The organism is Polaromonas sp. P1_F9 (genome assembly GCF_056405615.1).
Genome location: NZ_JBFUBT010000005.1, coordinates 321,569 through 338,189, shown reverse-complemented (window position 1 = coordinate 338,189; position 16,621 = coordinate 321,569). Strand labels below are relative to the sequence as shown.

At 61.5% G+C, this 16,621-nt stretch carries 19 protein-coding genes and 1 pseudogene; 14 read left to right on the top strand and 6 right to left on the bottom strand.

The genetic code is table 11. From position 1 onward, the window contains the following. Window positions 1–224: pseudogene (locus AC1DYR_RS17380) on the top strand (porin); the annotation flags it as partial. A 116-nt stretch (window positions 225–340) separates the two neighbouring features. Here the strand turns inward: AC1DYR_RS17380 and AC1DYR_RS17375 are convergent. Then, the gene (locus AC1DYR_RS17375; protein ID WP_477706201.1) at window positions 341–1,018 is read right to left on the bottom strand and encodes a TetR/AcrR family transcriptional regulator; all 678 of its coding nucleotides are present in this window, start codon (window positions 1,016–1,018) and stop codon (window positions 341–343) included. Window positions 1,019–1,164: 146 nt separating this feature from the next. On the opposite strand from AC1DYR_RS17375, the gene AC1DYR_RS17370 reads away from it, so the two are divergent. The 5 genes from AC1DYR_RS17370 to AC1DYR_RS17350 are packed head-to-tail and all read left to right on the top strand — an operon-like array spanning window position 1,165 to window position 3,569. Further along, window positions 1,165–1,638: a VOC family protein gene (locus AC1DYR_RS17370; RefSeq protein WP_477706200.1), complete on the top strand. Its 474-nt coding sequence runs from the start codon at window positions 1,165–1,167 to the stop codon at window positions 1,636–1,638. Between the two features lie 59 nt (window positions 1,639–1,697). Then, window positions 1,698–2,102: a VOC family protein gene (locus AC1DYR_RS17365; protein ID WP_477706207.1), complete on the top strand. Its 405-nt coding sequence runs from the start codon at window positions 1,698–1,700 to the stop codon at window positions 2,100–2,102. A gap of 42 nt (window positions 2,103–2,144) precedes the next feature. After that, entirely contained in the window at window positions 2,145–2,576 is a 432-nt protein-coding gene (locus tag AC1DYR_RS17360) for a VOC family protein (RefSeq protein WP_477706199.1), read from the top strand. A 12-nt stretch (window positions 2,577–2,588) separates the two neighbouring features. Further along, window positions 2,589–2,936 carry a YciI family protein gene (locus AC1DYR_RS17355; protein ID WP_477706198.1) on the top strand — a complete coding sequence of 116 codons (348 nt, stop codon included), beginning with the start codon at window positions 2,589–2,591 and terminating at the stop codon, window positions 2,934–2,936. A 24-nt stretch (window positions 2,937–2,960) separates the two neighbouring features. Continuing rightward, window positions 2,961–3,569, top strand: coding sequence for a glutathione S-transferase family protein (locus AC1DYR_RS17350; protein ID WP_477649491.1), 609 nt, complete (start codon window positions 2,961–2,963; stop codon window positions 3,567–3,569). 86 nt (window positions 3,570–3,655) lie between these two features. On the opposite strand, the gene AC1DYR_RS17345 is transcribed toward AC1DYR_RS17350, so the two are convergent. Beyond that, the gene (locus tag AC1DYR_RS17345; RefSeq protein ID WP_477651194.1) at window positions 3,656–3,997 is read right to left on the bottom strand and encodes a collagen-like protein; all 342 of its coding nucleotides are present in this window, start codon (window positions 3,995–3,997) and stop codon (window positions 3,656–3,658) included. Between the two features lie 407 nt (window positions 3,998–4,404). Between AC1DYR_RS17345 and AC1DYR_RS17340 the strand changes: the two genes are divergently transcribed. From AC1DYR_RS17340 to AC1DYR_RS17320, 5 genes are all read left to right on the top strand, one after another. Continuing rightward, window positions 4,405–5,196: an SDR family NAD(P)-dependent oxidoreductase gene (locus AC1DYR_RS17340; RefSeq protein ID WP_477649493.1), complete on the top strand. Its 792-nt coding sequence runs from the start codon at window positions 4,405–4,407 to the stop codon at window positions 5,194–5,196. Window positions 5,197–5,306: 110 nt separating this feature from the next. Beyond that, a complete protein-coding gene (locus AC1DYR_RS17335) occupies window positions 5,307–6,257 on the top strand; it encodes an ABC transporter ATP-binding protein (protein WP_477706197.1) in 951 nt (316 codons plus the stop codon). Continuing rightward, window positions 6,254–7,015 (top strand): ABC transporter permease, encoded by a 762-nt coding sequence (locus AC1DYR_RS17330; protein WP_457281963.1) that lies wholly within the window; start codon window positions 6,254–6,256, stop codon window positions 7,013–7,015. The genes AC1DYR_RS17335 and AC1DYR_RS17330 overlap by 4 nt, the downstream gene beginning before the upstream one ends. Before the next feature lie 204 nt (window positions 7,016–7,219). Continuing rightward, complete coding sequence (locus tag AC1DYR_RS17325; protein ID WP_477706196.1) at window positions 7,220–8,278, top strand: pirin family protein; 1,059 nt, start codon at window positions 7,220–7,222, stop codon at window positions 8,276–8,278. A gap of 198 nt (window positions 8,279–8,476) precedes the next feature. Continuing rightward, a complete protein-coding gene (locus tag AC1DYR_RS17320; protein WP_477706195.1) occupies window positions 8,477–8,923 on the top strand; it encodes a hypothetical protein in 447 nt (148 codons plus the stop codon). Window positions 8,924–8,958: 35 nt separating this feature from the next. Here AC1DYR_RS17320 and AC1DYR_RS17315 read toward each other — a convergent pair whose 3' ends face one another. From AC1DYR_RS17315 to tkt, 3 genes are all read right to left on the bottom strand, one after another. Then, complete coding sequence (locus tag AC1DYR_RS17315; protein ID WP_477706194.1) at window positions 8,959–9,189, bottom strand: hypothetical protein; 231 nt, start codon at window positions 9,187–9,189, stop codon at window positions 8,959–8,961. A 105-nt stretch (window positions 9,190–9,294) separates the two neighbouring features. After that, on the bottom strand, window positions 9,295–10,293 hold the full coding sequence (gene gap, locus AC1DYR_RS17310; protein WP_477706193.1) for a type I glyceraldehyde-3-phosphate dehydrogenase: 999 nt from the start codon (window positions 10,291–10,293) through the stop codon (window positions 9,295–9,297). Between the two features lie 65 nt (window positions 10,294–10,358). After that, complete coding sequence (gene tkt / locus AC1DYR_RS17305; protein ID WP_477706192.1) at window positions 10,359–12,401, bottom strand: transketolase; 2,043 nt, start codon at window positions 12,399–12,401, stop codon at window positions 10,359–10,361. A gap of 133 nt (window positions 12,402–12,534) precedes the next feature. Between tkt and speD the strand changes: the two genes are divergently transcribed. Continuing rightward, window positions 12,535–12,912, top strand: a complete 378-nt coding sequence (gene speD / locus AC1DYR_RS17300) for an adenosylmethionine decarboxylase (RefSeq protein ID WP_477651193.1) — start codon at window positions 12,535–12,537, stop codon at window positions 12,910–12,912. A gap of 6 nt (window positions 12,913–12,918) precedes the next feature. Here speD and AC1DYR_RS17295 read toward each other — a convergent pair whose 3' ends face one another. Next, window positions 12,919–13,704, bottom strand: a complete 786-nt coding sequence (locus AC1DYR_RS17295) for a nucleotidyltransferase domain-containing protein (RefSeq protein ID WP_477706191.1) — start codon at window positions 13,702–13,704, stop codon at window positions 12,919–12,921. A gap of 63 nt (window positions 13,705–13,767) precedes the next feature. Here AC1DYR_RS17295 and AC1DYR_RS17290 point away from each other — a divergent pair, with 63 nt between their 5' ends. Both AC1DYR_RS17290 and AC1DYR_RS17285 read left to right on the top strand, forming a co-directional pair. Beyond that, window positions 13,768–14,532 carry a nucleotidyltransferase family protein gene (locus AC1DYR_RS17290; RefSeq protein ID WP_477706190.1) on the top strand — a complete coding sequence of 255 codons (765 nt, stop codon included), beginning with the start codon at window positions 13,768–13,770 and terminating at the stop codon, window positions 14,530–14,532. A gap of 12 nt (window positions 14,533–14,544) precedes the next feature. Next, on the top strand, window positions 14,545–15,948 hold the full coding sequence (locus tag AC1DYR_RS17285; protein ID WP_477706189.1) for an aminopeptidase P N-terminal domain-containing protein: 1,404 nt from the start codon (window positions 14,545–14,547) through the stop codon (window positions 15,946–15,948). Window positions 15,949–16,621: the final 673 nt, after the last annotated feature.

The window sequence follows — 16,621 nt, the reverse complement described above, 5'->3', positions numbered from 1 at the left end:
CCTCCTGGGACATCACGCCCAGCAGCAAGGTCATGGCCAACTACATCCGCAAGGATGTGCAGAGCGATCCTGCGGCCAAGCTCAAGCGTTTCCAGGCGGGCTATTCCTACAAGATGAGCAACCGCACTTCGCTGTACGCCTTCTACGACCGGAACGATCCCAACAACCGCGTCGCCAATGACGTGATCCGTGTTTACGGGGTTGGCATTCAGCACAACTTCTGAGCGCCAGGAGCTGGCGTAACTAGCCGGTACGCAAAGCCCGCCTCCGGCGGGCTTTTGTCATCAATGCACCGGCCACAAGCCTTGGGCAAATTCAATCAATGGGTGTCAACACCCCCCTAGTCCCCGCACAGGCCTTTTTCAACCATGTCCAGCAGATGCTCGCCGATCTGCTGCATCTGCGGACCGATGAGCGGACCCAGCGGGCCGTCAATCACCAGCATGGCCAGGCCATGCACTGCCGACCAGGCGAGGAACTCAGCCCCGGGTCGACGCTCGGGCGGCAGCACGCCCGCCCCCACGAGCTTGTCGAGCGCGGCGCCCAGCAGCTCGAACGGGTCAAGGCCGCTTTCCCCTTTGCGCTCGGTGTCCGCCGGCGCGCCCTGGGCTCTTTCTTTCAAATCGTCCGAGGGTCCAAAGGCGGTGCGGAACAACCCGCTCTCCGCCTGCGCAAAACGCAAATAGCCGGCGCCGACCGCGCGCACGTTGGCGCGGGCGAATTCGGCAGGCGGCAAACCCCGGGGCAGCGCGGCCAGTTCGGCCTCCATGGCGCGGGCCACGGCCGCCAGCGCGGCCGAACGAACCGCATACAGCAAGGCCTGGCGGTTTTCGAAATGGCGGTAGGCCGCATTAGGCGCAACGCCCGCGCGGCGCGTGGCTTCGCGCAAAACCACGGCCTCGGGCCCGCCGGCGCGGGCCAATTCCACCCCGGCTTCCAGCAGGGCACGCCGCAGGTCGCCGTGGCGGTAAGTGCTGCGGGGCGGCCGGACTGGCTGGGAGGGAGGGGCGGTCGACATGGCTTGTTACTTATTTATGTGGACAGTGTTCATTATCTTTGCTATTCTTTTGTGGACGGTGTACACAATACTGCTGATTTGGCCACCGCACAAGACCCGCAAGCCTTTAACGACTCTTAAACGCTCTTCTTTCAAGGAACCAGACCATGCAGAAAATCACCCCCTTCCTGTGGTTCAACGACCAGGCCGAGGAAGCCATGAATTTTTATGTTTCGATCTTCAAGAACTCGAAGATCACCATGCTCAGGCGCTACGGCAAGGAAGGCCCGGGCCCGGAGGGTTCGGTCATGACCGGCAGTTTCCAGCTTGAAGGCCAGGAATTCATGGCACTCAACGGCGGCCCGCACTTCAGCTTCACACCTGCGATTTCGCTGTTCGTGGACTGCAAGACGCAGGAAGAGGTGGACGAGCTCTGGGACAAGCTGTCGGCGGGCGGGGCACCCAACCAGTGCGGCTGGGTCCAGGACAAATTCGGCCTGTCGTGGCAGATCATCCCCACCGCGCTCGGCGACATGCTGGGCGACAAGAACCCGGCCAAGGCCGGCGCCGCCATGAGCGCCATGCTGAAAATGCACAAGATCAATATCAAGGACCTTAAAGAGGCTTACGACAGGGCCTGAAGAAGGCCTTCTTCATTTCCTGTTTTCAATCACTCAAGGAGAAACCCGTGACGACCAAGATGTTTGTGAACCTGCCTGTGAAAGACCTGGGCAGATCAGTGAAGTTTTTCACCGCGCTAGGCTTCAAATTCAATCCGCAATTCACCGACGAGAACGCGACCTGCATGATCGTCAGTGACGAAAGCTTCGTCATGCTGCTGGTCGACAGCTTCTTCAAAACCTTCACGCCCAAGCCGGTGAGCGACGCACGCCAAAGCACTGAGGTGCTGATCTGCCTCTCATGCGATAGCCGCGAGGAAGTTGACGAAATGGTCCGCAAGGCCGTCGCCGGCGGCGCCACCACGCCCAACCCCGCGAAAGACCATGGCTTCATGTACCAGCACGGCTTTGAGGATCTTGATGGCCATCTCTGGGAACTCGCCTGGATGAACGTCGAAGCCCACGCCGCGCAAATGAGCACCTGAAAAATCTCCCCTCACTTTTATCAACCCCCGAAGGAGTCCATCATGCTGATCCAGTCCTACCTCTTTTTTAACGGCCGGTGCGAAGAGGCCATCGAGTTTTACCGCAAGGCGCTTGGCGCCGAAGTGAAGATGATGATGCGCTTCAAGGAGAACCCGGAACCCATGACCGAAGGCTGCGGGCCGGACGGCAGCGCGATCCCGGGTGAGAACATCATGCACGCCAGCCTCAAGATCGGCGAGACGGAAGTGATGCTCTCCGACGGCATGGGCAACGGCAAGCCGGAATTCAAGGGCTTCTCGCTCTCATTGACTGCGGCCAGCGACGCCGAAGCGCAGCGCCTGTTCCAGGCACTGAGCGACGGCGGCAAGGTAGGGATGCCGATCATGAAGACCTTTTACGCCTCTTCTTTCGGCATGGTGGAAGACCGCTTCGGCGTGTCGTGGATGGTCATCAAGCCGCTGCCCATGCCCTGATTGGGAAAGCATATGCAATTCCTGCTCATCATTTGCCACGACGCGGCCTTCGCGCCCACGCCGGCGCTGGTGGCCGACATTGGCGCCTGGGTAAAGGACATGGAGAGCCGCGGCATCCTCAAGCACGGCAATCCGTTGCGCCCGCCCGACGACGCGACGACGGTGCGGGTGCGCGGCGGCAAGCGCGCGGTGACCAGCGGCCCCTTCACCGATAGCGCGGAAAAAATGGCGGCCTACGGGCTGATTGAATGCGCCGGCATGCAGGAGGCGATCGACATCGCAGCCGGCCATCCCATGGCCAGGGCCGCGACCATAGAGGTCAGGCCGGTGTGGTCCGACCTGCCGCGCATGGCGGCCTGAAAATCAACGATGAAATGAGTCTGCATGAAGCTCTATTACTCGGACACGCTGAACCCGCGAAAAACCTGCGCCGTCGCCAGGTACTTGAAACTGTCGGTGGAGTTCATTTACGTCGCGCTGGAAAAAGGTGAGCACCTCACACCACTGTTCCGCGCGATGAACCCGAATGCCAAGGTGCCAGTGCTGGTGGACGGCACCACGACCTTGTGGGAGTCGAATGCCATCATGTGCCACCTGGCGGAGAAAGCCGGTTCCGACCTGTGGCCACGCGACCAACGCCAGACCGAGGTGATGCGCTGGCTGATGTGGGATGCCACCGAGTTCGCGCCGGCCGCCGGAACGTTTTATTTCGAGCACATCATCAAGCCGCGTTTCCTGCAGCGCGAAGCAAATCCGGCCGAGATCGAGAGGGTGACGCCGACCTTCGAGCGCTACGCAGGCGTGCTCGAAGCGCACCTGAAGGGGCGCGAATACCTCGTCGGCGACGCACTGACGGTGGCCGACTTTGCTGTGGCCATCACCCTGCCGTATGCCGAAAAGGCTCACTTGCCGCTGAACAATTTCCCGGAAATCCGGCGCTGGCACGACCGGCTCAATCAGCTTCCGGCCTGGCGTGAGCCCTTTCCCGAATGACGGCACGGTTAGGCACCTTGTACCCGCCGCTGAAAACAAAAAAGCCGGCGAGCGCTCACGCGTTCGCCGGCCCATGCGAAAGAACCTTAGCGAGCAGGCGCGGGAACGATCACGACCGTATCGCCCGTGGCACCGGTTCTGCCGGTCTTTCCGGTGTCGCCAGTCGCGCCGGTAGCACCGGTTGCGCCTTCATAGCCGGTAGAGCCCGTCGCTCCAGTCGCACCGGTAGCGCCGGTCGGGCCGGGAATACCAACGCCAGCGCCCGTGGCTCCCTTGGCGCCGTCAGTGCCGGTGGCACCCGTGGCGCCCGCAGGACCTGCGGGTCCTGGCACGGTGACAACTGCCGCAGGCGGCGCGACAACCGTCCGCTCACAGGCAACAAGGCCCAACGTTGCGATCAGTGTGGATAAAAGTAATGCGTGTTTCATTGTCATAGTGATCCTCTGGGAAAATTCGCACCAAGGTGCGTCAACAGTTCGTTCCTGCCTTGACCGTGAACTGTTTTTTTTACGGATCATGTGCATGAAACCGATACCAGCCACAACGCTTTTGCCGAAGGTCACACATTCGAAAACCGCTAACGGCTACCGTATGCCTGGCCCTCTTGAAAGAATCATTTCTGATGCAGACAACAGGATGAGTGCTCAAGGTACCCATTGGCAAGCGCCCATGCTGTAGGACGGGCCCACGACAACGTGTCCCGAATCGGCAGCAGCATCGCCTACGCGCGCAACCACGTCCAGTAGTGCAAACTTCGAGCTGAACTTTCGCCAAAGCCGCGACCACTGCCAAAGCCCATTCTTCATTCACACCCGACAACAAGGCAAGAACATCCATGACTGCAACTTCTTCAACCAGCCCCGTGGCCGTCGTAACAGGGGGTGCACGCGGCATTGGCCTTGCCATCGGGCAATGGTTTCTGGCCAATGGTTACCGTGTGGCACTTCTGGATATCGACAGCGACACGCTACTCCCCGCCGCTGCCGCCATTCAAGATGCAGGCCGCGTACTGGCAGTGCACTGCGACGTGGCCGACCCGGCGCAAGTGCAGTCGGCCATGGAGAAGGTGGACGCCCGCTTTGGCCGTATCGATGCGCTGGTCAACAACGCAGGCATTGCGGTGTTCAAGCCTATCGGTGAGACAACCTTTGAAGAATGGCGCCGGGTTTTGGGCGTCAACCTGGACGGCGCGTTTTTGTGCAGCCAGGCTTGCGTGCCCATCATGAAGCGCACGGGCGGCGGCAGCATTGTCAACATCGCGTCGATCTCGGGCTTGCGCGCAAGCACGCTTCGCGTGGCGTACGGCACCAGCAAGGCCGCGCTCATCCAGCTGACCAAACAGCAGGCGGTTGAGCTGGGCACCGTCGGCATCCGGGCCAATGTGATCGCGCCCGGGCCGGTGGACACGGAAATGGCCAAGCTGGTTCACAGCGTGGCGATCCGCTCTGACTACCACGACGTGATTCCGCTGGGGCGCTACGGCACCGTGGAAGAAATCGCATCGGCCGTGGGCTTTTTGTGCAGCCCGGCAGCCAGCTATGTCAATGGCCAGGTGCTGGCGGTGGATGGTGGCTTTGAGTCTGCCGGTGTCGGCTTGCCGACGCTGAGAAAAAACCAGGGGGGCTGAGCACGCCGCCTTGAAAACCCTGGTCCCGGCTTTTTCAGCCTTGCTCTATAGAATGATTCGGGTCTATTCTGGCGTCACATTCTGGCGCCGCTTTCTTATCAGGATGCCGCGTGCAACCCATTATTTCCCTTCAGAAACTCAGCAAAACTTACGCTTCGGGCTTTCATGCGCTCAAGTCGGTGGACCTGGACATCCAGCGCGGCGAGATTTTCGCCCTGCTCGGCCCCAACGGCGCAGGCAAGACCACCTTGATCAGCATCGTCTGCGGCATTGTCAATCCCAGTTCGGGCAGCGTGACGGCCGATGGACATGACGTCGTTCGGGATTACCGCGCCGCTCGCGCCAAAATCGGGCTGGTGCCTCAGGAGCTTTCGACCGACGCCTTCGAAACCGTCTGGTCCACCGTGAGCTTCAGCCGGGGCCTGTTCGGCAAGCCGCCCAACCCGGCCTACATTGAGAAAGTGCTGCGAGACCTTTCACTATGGGACAAGAAGGACAGCAAGATCATGGCGCTCTCCGGCGGCATGAAGCGCCGGGTATTGATTGCCAAGGCGTTGTCGCACGAGCCCAGCATCCTGTTCCTCGATGAGCCCAGCGCGGGCGTCGACGTCGAGCTGCGCAAGGGCATGTGGCAAATGGTGCGGGAGCTGCGCGACAGCGGCGTCACCATCATACTGACCACACACTATATTGAGGAAGCCGAGGAAATGGCAGACCGTATCGGCGTGATCAACAAGGGCGAGCTGATTCTTGTCGAAGACAAAACGGTGCTGATGCGCAAGCTGGGCAAGAAGCAACTGAGCCTGCAATTGCAAATGCCGCTGCAAACCATTCCGGATGCGCTGGCAGGGCTGCCGCTTGAGCTGACGAAAGAGGGCCACACGCTGGTCTACACCTTCGACACACAAACCGAGGAGACGGGTATTGCGGCATTGCTCAAGCAGCTGGCCGAACTCGGCATCGACTTCAAGGACCTGCATTCAAGCGAGAGTTCGCTCGAAGACATCTTCGTGAGTCTGGTGCATGCCGACAAACCGGCCTCCCAGAAGGAGGCCGCATGAACTGGCACGCCATCCGCGCTATTTACCGCTTTGAAATGGCGCGCACCTTCCGCACACTGATGCAATCCATCGCCTCGCCGGTGATCTCGACCTCGCTGTACTTCGTGGTGTTCGGGGCGGCCATCGGTTCGCGCATGGGAGACATCGACGGCATCCGCTACGGTGCCTTCATCATTCCCGGCCTCGTCATGCTGTCACTGCTCAACGAGAGCATCTCGAACGCCGCCTTCGGCATCTACATGCCGAAATGGTCGGGGACAATTTACGAGCTGCTGTCGGCGCCGGTGTCGTCGATGGAGGTGGTGATGGGTTATGTGGGCGCCGCGGCGAGCAAGTCCGTCATGCTGGGGCTCCTGATTCTGGCAACCGCGCGCCTGTTCGTGCCTTATGAGATCGCGCACCCTTTCTGGATGCTGTGCTTCCTGCTGCTGACCGCGCTGACCTTCAGCCTGTTCGGTTTCATCATCGGGCTGTGGGCCGACAACTTCCAGAAACTGCAGATTGTGCCGCTGATGGTGGTGACGCCGCTGACTTTCCTCGGTGGCGCGTTTTATTCGATCAACATGCTGCCGCCGCTGTGGCAGAAGGTCGCCCTGTTCAACCCGGTGGTCTACCTGATCAGCGGATTTCGCTGGAGTTTTTACGGGGTGGCCGATGTCAACGTAGGCATCAGCGTGGCGGCCATCATGGGCTTTCTGGGGCTGTGCCTCGGCGCGGTGTGGTGGATATTCCGTACGGGCTGGAAACTGAAGGCCTGAGCAAGGGGCAGGCGACGGGTGGACAGCACCCTGCAGATGCTATTAATTTTATAGCTGCCTGCGCTGACCACATAAGGGCTGCAAGCATATTTCCCTTAAATTTCCAGGGCCAGGCCCGCCGGATGGGCTGGGGGCGCAGCTTGAAAGGACAGCGGCCAACCTCATATGTGTTCTTTGAAAGTTTCACGCCAGAAAGGCCTCCTCATGCCTGCCGACCTCGCCGCAAGTCCCGCCACCCATCCCGTCCTTCTGGTCAAGCCGCTCGGCTTTCCATGGGCAACGCTCGACCCGTTCCTCTTTTGCGTGTACCACGACGACGCCTACCCCCGCGGCAATGCGCAGATGGGCCCGGATGCCTCGCTCGCGGGGCGCAACATCGGCCAGGACTTTGCCCGCAAGGACGGCTGGAACATGTACCACGGCAGCACGGTGCCGGGCTTTCCCGCGCACCCGCACCGCGGCTTTGAAACCGTGACCATCGTGCGCAAGGGACTGATCGACCATTCCGACTCCCTGGGGGCTACAGCGCGCTTTGGCCGCGGCGACGTACAGTGGCTGACGGCCGGAAAGGGCGTGGTCCATTCCGAGATGTTCCCGTTGCTGGACCCGCAAAATCCCAATCCACTGGAGCTGTTCCAGATCTGGCTGAACCTGCCGGCGGCCGGCAAGATGAGCGAGCCGCATTTCACCATGTTCTGGTCGCAGGACATTCCACGCCTGGACATCAAGGATGCCGAAGGGCGCGGCACCGAAGTGGCCGTGATTGCCGGCCGTATTCAAAATACCCAGGCCGCGCCGCTGGCGCCGCCGCCGGATTCGTGGGCCTCGCAGGCCGAAGCCGACGTGGCGATCTGGACGATCCGCATGGCGCCGGGTGCGCGCTGGACGCTGCCCGCCGCGACGGGCGAGGGCACCCGACGCCAGCTCTATTTTTTCAAGGGACAGTCGGCGACGCTGTGCGGCCAGGCGGTGAGTGTGGAAAGCGCCATCGAGCTGCGGGCCGGCATGAACGCAGATATCGTCAACGGTGTAGAGGAGGCCGAATTCCTGATGCTGCAAGGCAAGCCCATTGGTGAGCCGGTGGTGCAGTACGGCCCGTTTGTCATGAACACGCAAGCCGAAATCGCGCAAACCATGGCGGACTACCAGCGCACCCAGTTCGGCGGCTGGTCGTTTGGCGATGATGCGCCCGTGCATGGGCGTGAGCCGGCACGCTTTGCCCGCCACCCGGGCGGGCGCGAAGAGCGGCCGGCGGGCGGCTGACGGCCAGGCAAGTGTCTTGTTGCTATATTTTCGATAGCTGCTTGCGCGTGTTTTTCCTTGCTCCGGGGCACTTTTCGCATAAGCCCTGTATGACCGATCAGTCTCCCCGCAGTACCCCCAGGCAATCTCGGGTTTCGCAAACACCGCCTGAGGACGCGGGCGCAGACGCCTACACTCCCGCCAACACAAGGAGACGCCATGAACCGGGAGCCCAACCCCCAAGCGGTCAAAAATGAACTGGATACACTGGCGCAGGCATTCTTTCGCGCTGTCTCGTTTGAGCCGGGCGGCGTGCCGCCTTACTATGACATTCACGCGCTCTTCATCGATGCAGGCCTCCTGATCAAGAACACCGGGGCCGCGCCCGAAATTTCCAGCATGCGGGAATTCATTGCGCCACGACAGGCCCTTGTGGACAGCGGCGCGCTGACGCGCTTCAGGGAATGGGAGCTGTCGGAAACCACGCAGATCTTCGGCAACATCGCGCACCGCTACAGCGCTTACGGCAAGGCCGGCACGATGAACGGCGAGGCATTCGAGGCGCGCGGCATGATCTCGACGCAGTTCGTCAAAACGCCTGAAGGCTGGAAGATGAGTTCGATGGCCTGGGACGATGAGCGGCCCGGCCTGAGCTTGCCGGATTGAGCGGGTTCACCGGGGTAGGCGGATTAGTCGGCCACTCAGACAGGCATCAAACCTGCGTTGACTGCCGCCCCCTCCAGCGTGGCGAAGGTCATGTTGTGGCGCTCCGTCAGCGGGCCACCGCCAGGCACCACATGGCCCTCAGCGGTATAGCCAACGGCCTTGAACTTCCATACGCCGCCAATCAGTTTGAGCTGGCCCACCAGCTCACCGCTGTCCAGATGAACACTCACCACTTGTTCGTTGAGTTTTTTGAGCGTCAGGGGCATCAATATTTACCTTTCGAGGCGATGGGGTGGCCGGGTATGCAGCGAACAAAGCACTGACAAAAAAAGCGCCCAGAGGCGCTTTCTTATTGGCGATGTCGAAGTGAATTACTTCGCCACCACGCGGACCATCTCCAGGCACTTGTTGGAGTAACCCCATTCGTTGTCGTACCAGGCGACGACCTTGATGAAGGTGCCGTCGAGCGCGATGCTGGCGTCAGCGTCGAAGATCGAAGTGCGTGCATCGCCGCGGAAGTCCGTGGCAACGACCTTGTCTTCGGTGTAGCCCAGGATGCCCTTGAGTGCGCCTTCGCTTTGCGCTTTCATTTCGGCGCAGATTTCTTTGAGCGTGGCTTCCTTGTTGAGCTCGCAGGTCAGGTCAACCACCGACACGTCGGACGTTGGCACGCGGAAGGACATGCCGGTCAGCTTCTTGTTGAGCTCGGGAATCACCACGCCCACAGCCTTGGCAGCGCCGGTGCTGGAAGGAATGATGTTTTCCAGGATACCGCGGCCGCCGCGCCAGTCTTTGTTCGACGGACCGTCCACGGTTTTCTGTGTGGCCGTGGCCGCGTGCACGGTCGTCATCAGGCCGCGCTTGATGCCCCACTTGTCGTTCAGCACCTTGGCGACGGGTGCCAGGCAATTGGTGGTGCAGCTGGCGTTGGAGATGATCGCCTCGCCCTTGTAGGTCTTGTCGTTGACGCCGAAGACAAACATCGGGGTGTCGTCTTTGGACGGTGCCGAGAAGATGACCTTCTTCGCGCCGGCGGCCAGGTGCTTCTCGCCGGAAGCCTTGTCGAGGAAAAGGCCCGTGGACTCCAGCACCACGGTGGCGCCGATATCGCCCCATTTGAGGTTGGCGGGGTCGCGCTCCTGCGTCAGGCGGATCTTTTTGCCATTGACGATGAGGGTGTTGCCGTCAACGGACACATCGCCTTCGAAGCGGCCGTGCACCGAGTCGTACTTCAGCATGTAGGCCAGGTAGTCGGGCTCGAGCAAATCGTTGATGCCGACAATTTCAATGTCGCTGAAGCTTTTGATCGCCGAGCGGAACACGTTGCGGCCGATTCGGCCAAAACCATTGATACCAAGTTTGATAGTCATCTGCTGTTGCTCCTGGAAGTTGAAATCTTGTTGAATCGGGCGGACCGCGTACGTTATCCGTGCGCCTACTTGCGCAGTACCTTGCGAACAGTGTCGGCCACGTTCTCGGCCGTGAAGCCGAAGTGCTTGAACAGCACCGGTGCGGGTGCCGACTCGCCGTAGCTGTCGATGCCGACCACGGCGGCGCAGCCGTATTTCCACCAGCCGTCCGTCACGCCCATTTCCACCGCGATGCGGGGGATGCCTTCGGGCAGCACTTCGGATTTGTAGGCGGTCTTTTGTTTGTCGAAGGTCGTGTTGCTGGGCATGGAGACCACGCGCACGGCGATCTTGTGGGCGGCCAACAGTTCCTGGGCCTTCAATGCCAGCTGCACTTCGGAGCCGGTGGCGATGATGACGGCCTGGGCTTTTTTGTTCAGGCCCACTTCGGCAGGCTCGGCCAGCACATAAGCGCCTTTGCTGATTTCACCGAGGTCGTTCTTCGGCGCGTAAGGCAGGTTCTGGCGGCTGAGCAGCAACGCCGTCGGCTTGTTCTTGTTCTCGAGCGCGACGGCCCATGCGACGGCGGTTTCGGCCGTGTCGCCCGGGCGCCAGACGTCGAGGTTGGGAATCAAACGCAGGCTGGCCGCGTGCTCAATGGACTGGTGCGTCGGGCCATCTTCGCCAAGGCCGATGGAGTCGTGCGTGAAGACGTGGATGACGCGGATCTTCATCAGCGCGGCCATGCGAATGGCGTTGCGGCTGTAGTCACTGAAGGTCAGGAAGGTGCCGCCGTAGGGAATGAACCCACCGTGCAGCGCAATGCCGTTCATGATCGCGGCCATGCCGAATTCGCGCACGCCGTAGTTGATGTGGCGCCCGCCGGCGCTCACGCCTTCGGCATTGGCCGTCAGCACGACTTCGCCGTTCATGTCAAAACGCAGGTTGGGCGTGGACTTGGTGTTGGTCAGGTTGGAGCCGGTCAGGTCGGCCGAGCCGCCCAGCAGTTCGGGCAGGCCGGCGGTGAAGGCTTCCAGCGCGAGCTGTGAAGCCTTGCGGGAGGCCACAGTTTCGGCCTTGGTATGCGCGCCGATGACAGTGTCGACAGCCAGCTGTGAGAAGCTCTTGGGCAGGTCGCCCTTCATGCGGCGCGTCAGCTCGGCGGCGAGCGCAGGGTGCGCGGCCTTGTAGGCGGCAAATTTCGCGTCCCAGGCGGCCTCAAGAGACAGGCCCTTGGCCTTGGCATCCCAGGCGTCGTAGGTTTCTTTCGGCACTTCAAACGGCGCGTAGGGCCAGTTGAGGGCTTCGCGTGTGAGTTTGATTTCTTCGGCGCCCAGCGGCTCGCCGTGGGCCTTGGCGGTGTTGGCGCGATTCGGCGAGCCTTTGCCGATGTGCGTCTTGCAGATGATCAGCGTGGGCTTGTCGTTCGACTTTTTGGCGCCTTCGATGGAGTTGGCCACCAGCTCGGCGTCATGGCCGTCGATGGGACCGATGACGTTCCAGCCGTAAGCGGCAAAGCGCACAGCGGTGTTGTCGATGAACCAGGGTGCGACCTGGCCGTCGATGGAGATGCCGTTGTCGTCATACAGCGCGATCAGCTTGTTGAGCTTCCAGGCGCCGGCGAGCGCGGCCGCTTCGTGGCTGATGCCTTCCATCAGGCAGCCGTCACCCATGAACACATAGGTGTTGTGGTCGACGACGGTGTGGCCTTCGCGGTTGAACTCCTTGGCGAGCAGCTTTTCAGCCAGCGCCATGCCGACCGCGTTGGTCAGGCCCTGGCCCAACGGGCCGGTGGTCGTTTCAACGCCCGGGGTGTAGCCGTATTCGGGGTGGCCAGGGGTTTTGCTGTGGAGCTGGCGGAAGTTCTTGAGTTCGCCGATGGGCAGTTTGTAGCCGGTGAGGTGCAACACGGCATAAATCAGCATGGAACCATGGCCGTTGGACAGCACAAAACGGTCGCGGTCGAACCAGTTGGGGTTGTGCGGGCTGTGCTTGAGATGGCTGCCCCAGAGGGCGACTGCCATGTCGGCCATGCCCATGGGGGCGCCGGGATGTCCGGAATTGGCTTGTTGAACGGCGTCCATTGCGAGTGCGCGTATCGCATTCGCCATCATTTGCGTATTGGCCATGTAGGCAGCTCCGGGAGGGGGAAAAGATCAGGGGTAACCCGCTATTTTACCGTTTGGGCCCTCCCCACCGGTTTGGCGGGGGTTTGGCCCCGATTTGGCCGACCGGCACCCCGCCATGCACTAAAGTCGGGGCATGCAAGGCCTTCACCTGACCGCCGACCTTTACAAATGCCGCTGCGACCCGGCCTGGCTGACCGACGCTACCCGACTGGGCGACTGGTGCGTGCAGGCTGTGCAGGCGGCCGGCCTGCAGGCCGTTAACCAGCTGTTTCATACTTTTCCAGACACCGTGCACGGCCCGGGCGGCATCACGGCCACCGTGCTGCTGGCCGAATCACATGTGTGCGTGCACACCTGGCCTGAGCAAAAAGCGGTAACGCTGGATGTGTATGTGTGCAACTTCGGCGGCGACCATTCCGCCCGGGCACGCGGCCTGATGGACGCGCTGGTACGGCGCTTTAACCCGGAATGGACCGAGCAGCGGTCGCTGGACCGGGGGGACACGCAGTAGGCCGGCTCACCATTTCTCGCGCACGGTCGTCAAAAAGAACGCGTTGAGGGTCGGCAGCACGGGCCGAAGATCATCGCGTTCCGGGATCGCCGCCTCCAGCCTGGCAAGCTCAACCTCAATAAAGGCATTGACTCGCGGAAAAGGCGCCGACAGGCCCAATTCAGGCGCGCCGCGTTTTTTCTCCAGCATTTCGGCAATGTCGGCGAGCAGGTCCGTCTCACCCTCGATCAGGTGCAGCAGGCTGGCGAACTCGATAGGCGCGGCCGTGCCGTAGCGCTCGAGCCAGCGCACCGCGAGCAGCGGCCGCAGCACATAAAAATACTTCTTGAGCCGCACCATCTCACCCTGCAGGTGTTCGCGGTAGTTGCCCTTGGCCGAACTGCGGTAATGGTGTATGCCCCGCTCGCATGAGTAGACCAGCGGTAACAGCCGCCTCGCCTCTTCGGCAAAGGGACCGTTTTCCATATATTTGATCGGCGACTGGATCCACTCGACGAATCCCGGATTCGACTTCCAGAACAGCCGCAGCGCTTTACGCAGGTCCCAACCGTTGAGGTCGATGTCGTCGACGATGGGGTACTCGATGACGTCACGGCGGTCCTCAAGATCAAGCGAGAGGTAGTCGTCGGCCGGCCGTGCGTAAATAAAGCGCACGTCGAAATCACTGTTCGGCGACGCAAAGCCCCAGGCCCGGCTGCCGGACTCGATCGCCATCAGGATGCGCACACCGTGCTCCCGTTCGGTGGCCGCGAGGCGGCTCATGATTTCAGCGTGGATCTCGGGAGGAATCATCGGCAGGCTTTCGGATTTGGGTGTTCATCCATTCTGCATGAGCGGCCCCGTTAAACTGCCGTCATGCCCTCTGCACCCATCAAAGCCATGATCATGGCCGCCGGCCGCGGCGAGCGCATGCGGCCACTGACCGACACCACGCCCAAGCCCCTGCTGCCGGTGCGCGGCAAGCCGCTGATTGACTGGCAGGTTGAGGCGCTGGTGCGCGGCGGTTTTACCGGCCTGGTCATCAACACGGCCTGGCTGGGTGAGCAGGTTCCGGCTCATTTTTCGGCGCTTTCTTCAAGCCATTTCGGGCTGCAGCCCAATCAGGGCGGGCGCGAGCAGCTATTAATTTCATACTCACACGAAGGCGTGGATTTTGGCGGCGCACTGGAAACCGCCGGGGGCATTGCGCGTGCGCTGCCGCTGCTGGGTGACATTTTCTGGGTGCTGGCGGGCGATGTGTTTGTGCCCGGCTTTGAGTTCACTCAGGCCGCCGTTGCCCGGTTTGCCGCCGGCAACAAGCTGGCACACCTCTGGCTGGTGCCCAACCCGGCACACAACCCGAAAGGCGACTTTGGCCTCAGCCCCGACGGCCTGGCGCTGAACCTGCCCAAGGACGGCCCGCAGCCCAAATTCACCTACAGCACCATCGGCCTGTACCGCCGCGAGTTGTTCGACAGCCTGCCCTTCGGCAACCCGCAGGGCCTGAAAGCCCCGCTGGCACCGCTTTTGCGTACGGCGATGGACAATCAGGCCGTGAGCGCAGAGCTGTATGAGGGCGCCTGGACCGACGTCGGCACACCGGCGCGGCTGCACGAGCTGAATCAAACCACCATGACCTGAAGCGGAACGCACATGAGCACCACCACAATCTACGAAAAACGCCGCGCTGCTATTGCCCGCGCCCTGAAGGCGGCCGGCGGCGGCATCGCCTTGCTGCCCACCGCGCCCGAATACCCGCGTAACCGCGACAGCGACTTTCCCTACCGCCACGACAGCTACTTTTATTACCTCACCGGCTTCAGCGAACCCGACAGCTGGCTGGTGATTGAGGCCAGCGGCAAGACCACGCTGTTTTGCCGGCCCAAGGACCTGGAACGCGAGATCTGGGACGGCATCCGCCTTGGCCCCAAGGCTGCGCCTGCCGCATTGGGCGTGGACACCGCCCTCAGTGTGGAAGCGCTCGAAGAAAAAATGCCGGAGCTGCTGGCCAACCAGAGCGCGGTGTGGTTTCCGTTTGCTACGCACCAAGGCTTGGAAATGGAGGTGAGCGGCTGGCTAAACAAGGTGCGTGCCCGTGTGCGCTATGGCGCCGAATGTCCGCAAAGCCAGCACGATTTGTGCAAGCTGCTTGACGAGATGCGGCTGGTGAAAGATAGCCATGAGGTTGCGATCCTCAAGCGCGCCGGCAAGATTTCAGCCGGTGCGCACGTGCGCGCCATGCAGACCTCGGCCGCGATGCTGCGTGACGGTGCCAACGGGAAACTGAAAGGTGGCCTGCGTGAATATCACCTCGAAGCCGAGCTGCTGCACGAGTTCCGCCGCCATGGCTCACAGTTTCCGGCATACGGCAGCATCGTCGCGGCCGGCGCCAACGCCTGCATCCTGCACTACCGCGCGGGCGACACCGAACTCAAACCCGGCCAGCTGTGCCTGATCGACGCCGGCTGCGAACTGGACGGCTACGCCAGCGACATCACCCGCACTTTCCCGGCAGACGGCAAGTTCACGCCGGCCCAGCGCACGCTGTACGACATCGTGCTGGCCGCGCAGGACGCCGCGGTGAAGGTGACAAAACCCGGCAAACGCTTTTTAGACCCGCATGATGCGGCGACGCGCGTACTGGTGGAAGGCATGCTGGACACCGGCCTGCTCGACAAAAAGAAGCATGGCAAGGTCGACGACGTGCTCGAGTCCGGCGCCTACCGCCAGTTTTACATGCACCGCACGGGCCACTGGATGGGCATGGACGTGCATGACTGCGGCGACTACACCGAGCCCGGCAGCAAGCCGCGCGAGGAAAAAGACGCCCTGGGCCAGACCGTGATGCGCAAGCCTTCGCGCATCCTGCGGCCCGGCATGGTGCTGACCATCGAGCCCGGCATTTATGTGCGCCCGGGCAAGAACGTGCCCAAGGAGTTCTGGAACATCGGCATCCGGATTGAGGACGATGCGCTGGTGACCACCAAGGGCTGTGAGCTGATGACGCGGGGGGTGCCGGTGGATGGGGATGAGATTGAGGCGTTGATGAAGGGGTGATGGGGACGCTGCGGTTTGCCGCAGGGCCGGACGGGCGCCTCGATGCTATGTATTTGATAGCTGCTGGCGCATATGCCAATTGGGCTAGAGGCCAAATATCTCCTGAAAATGGGCCAGAAACAGGCCCATTTTCATTTTGGGGCGTCAAAAACTGCCTCCGAGCGCATTTTGGGGGGGTCAGCAGGCCTTGTTTCAGGCATCGAAAGCACGTTGGATCCAATAGGGACGAGCGCAAGCAGCTATTTAATTGATAGCGCCGTGTTTCTTCTTGTGTTCGAATTGAACTCGCTTGAAGGTGGTTCTTGTTCCAGCTTGGGCTCACTCTGCTGAGGACTGCTGGCCGGGGGTTGCCCGGCGGCAAGTAACTTTCTTTTGCGTCGCCAAAAGAAAGTCACCAAAGAAAAGGCGACCCTGCTGTCTGCGACCCCTGCGCTTCGCTCCGGGGCAACCTGCGGTGCTCGGTTCAGGCGGGGTCTCGCTCGAACTCGCCTTCGGCTCAGACAATCGCGATCCCTGATCCGCCTGAACCTGCGCTCCTCGGCGCAGACAGAAGGGGCAACCGGGTGCGGGAACCGAATACCGAAATATCAGGAAACCAATACCAACAAGGACACGCCATGGCGTGTCCTTGTTTCTTCAGGTATTCGGGGTTTTGTCTTTGGCTGTTTGGTAT

Bases quoted from the DNA above. Each gene is read 5' to 3' on its own strand.
- AC1DYR_RS17375 (WP_477706201.1), bottom strand. From the start codon at position 1,018: ATGTCGACCGCCCCTCCCTCCCAGCCAGTCCGGCCGCCCCGCAGCACT.
- AC1DYR_RS17370 (WP_477706200.1), top strand. From the start codon at position 1,165: ATGCAGAAAATCACCCCCTTCCTGTGGTTCAACGACCAGGCCGAGGAA.
- AC1DYR_RS17365 (WP_477706207.1), top strand. From the start codon at position 1,698: ATGTTTGTGAACCTGCCTGTGAAAGACCTGGGCAGATCAGTGAAGTTT.
- AC1DYR_RS17360 (WP_477706199.1), top strand. From the start codon at position 2,145: ATGCTGATCCAGTCCTACCTCTTTTTTAACGGCCGGTGCGAAGAGGCC.
- AC1DYR_RS17355 (WP_477706198.1), top strand. From the start codon at position 2,589: ATGCAATTCCTGCTCATCATTTGCCACGACGCGGCCTTCGCGCCCACG.
- AC1DYR_RS17350 (WP_477649491.1), top strand. From the start codon at position 2,961: ATGAAGCTCTATTACTCGGACACGCTGAACCCGCGAAAAACCTGCGCC.
- AC1DYR_RS17345 (WP_477651194.1), bottom strand. From the start codon at position 3,997: ATGAAACACGCATTACTTTTATCCACACTGATCGCAACGTTGGGCCTT.
- AC1DYR_RS17340 (WP_477649493.1), top strand. From the start codon at position 4,405: ATGACTGCAACTTCTTCAACCAGCCCCGTGGCCGTCGTAACAGGGGGT.
- AC1DYR_RS17330 (WP_457281963.1), top strand. From the start codon at position 6,254: ATGAACTGGCACGCCATCCGCGCTATTTACCGCTTTGAAATGGCGCGC.
- AC1DYR_RS17325 (WP_477706196.1), top strand. From the start codon at position 7,220: ATGCCTGCCGACCTCGCCGCAAGTCCCGCCACCCATCCCGTCCTTCTG.
- AC1DYR_RS17320 (WP_477706195.1), top strand. From the start codon at position 8,477: ATGAACCGGGAGCCCAACCCCCAAGCGGTCAAAAATGAACTGGATACA.
- AC1DYR_RS17315 (WP_477706194.1), bottom strand. From the start codon at position 9,189: ATGCCCCTGACGCTCAAAAAACTCAACGAACAAGTGGTGAGTGTTCAT.
- gap (WP_477706193.1), bottom strand. From the start codon at position 10,293: ATGACTATCAAACTTGGTATCAATGGTTTTGGCCGAATCGGCCGCAAC.
- tkt (WP_477706192.1), bottom strand. From the start codon at position 12,401: ATGGCCAATACGCAAATGATGGCGAATGCGATACGCGCACTCGCAATG.
- speD (WP_477651193.1), top strand. From the start codon at position 12,535: ATGCAAGGCCTTCACCTGACCGCCGACCTTTACAAATGCCGCTGCGAC.
- AC1DYR_RS17295 (WP_477706191.1), bottom strand. From the start codon at position 13,704: ATGATTCCTCCCGAGATCCACGCTGAAATCATGAGCCGCCTCGCGGCC.
- AC1DYR_RS17290 (WP_477706190.1), top strand. From the start codon at position 13,768: ATGCCCTCTGCACCCATCAAAGCCATGATCATGGCCGCCGGCCGCGGC.
- AC1DYR_RS17285 (WP_477706189.1), top strand. From the start codon at position 14,545: ATGAGCACCACCACAATCTACGAAAAACGCCGCGCTGCTATTGCCCGC.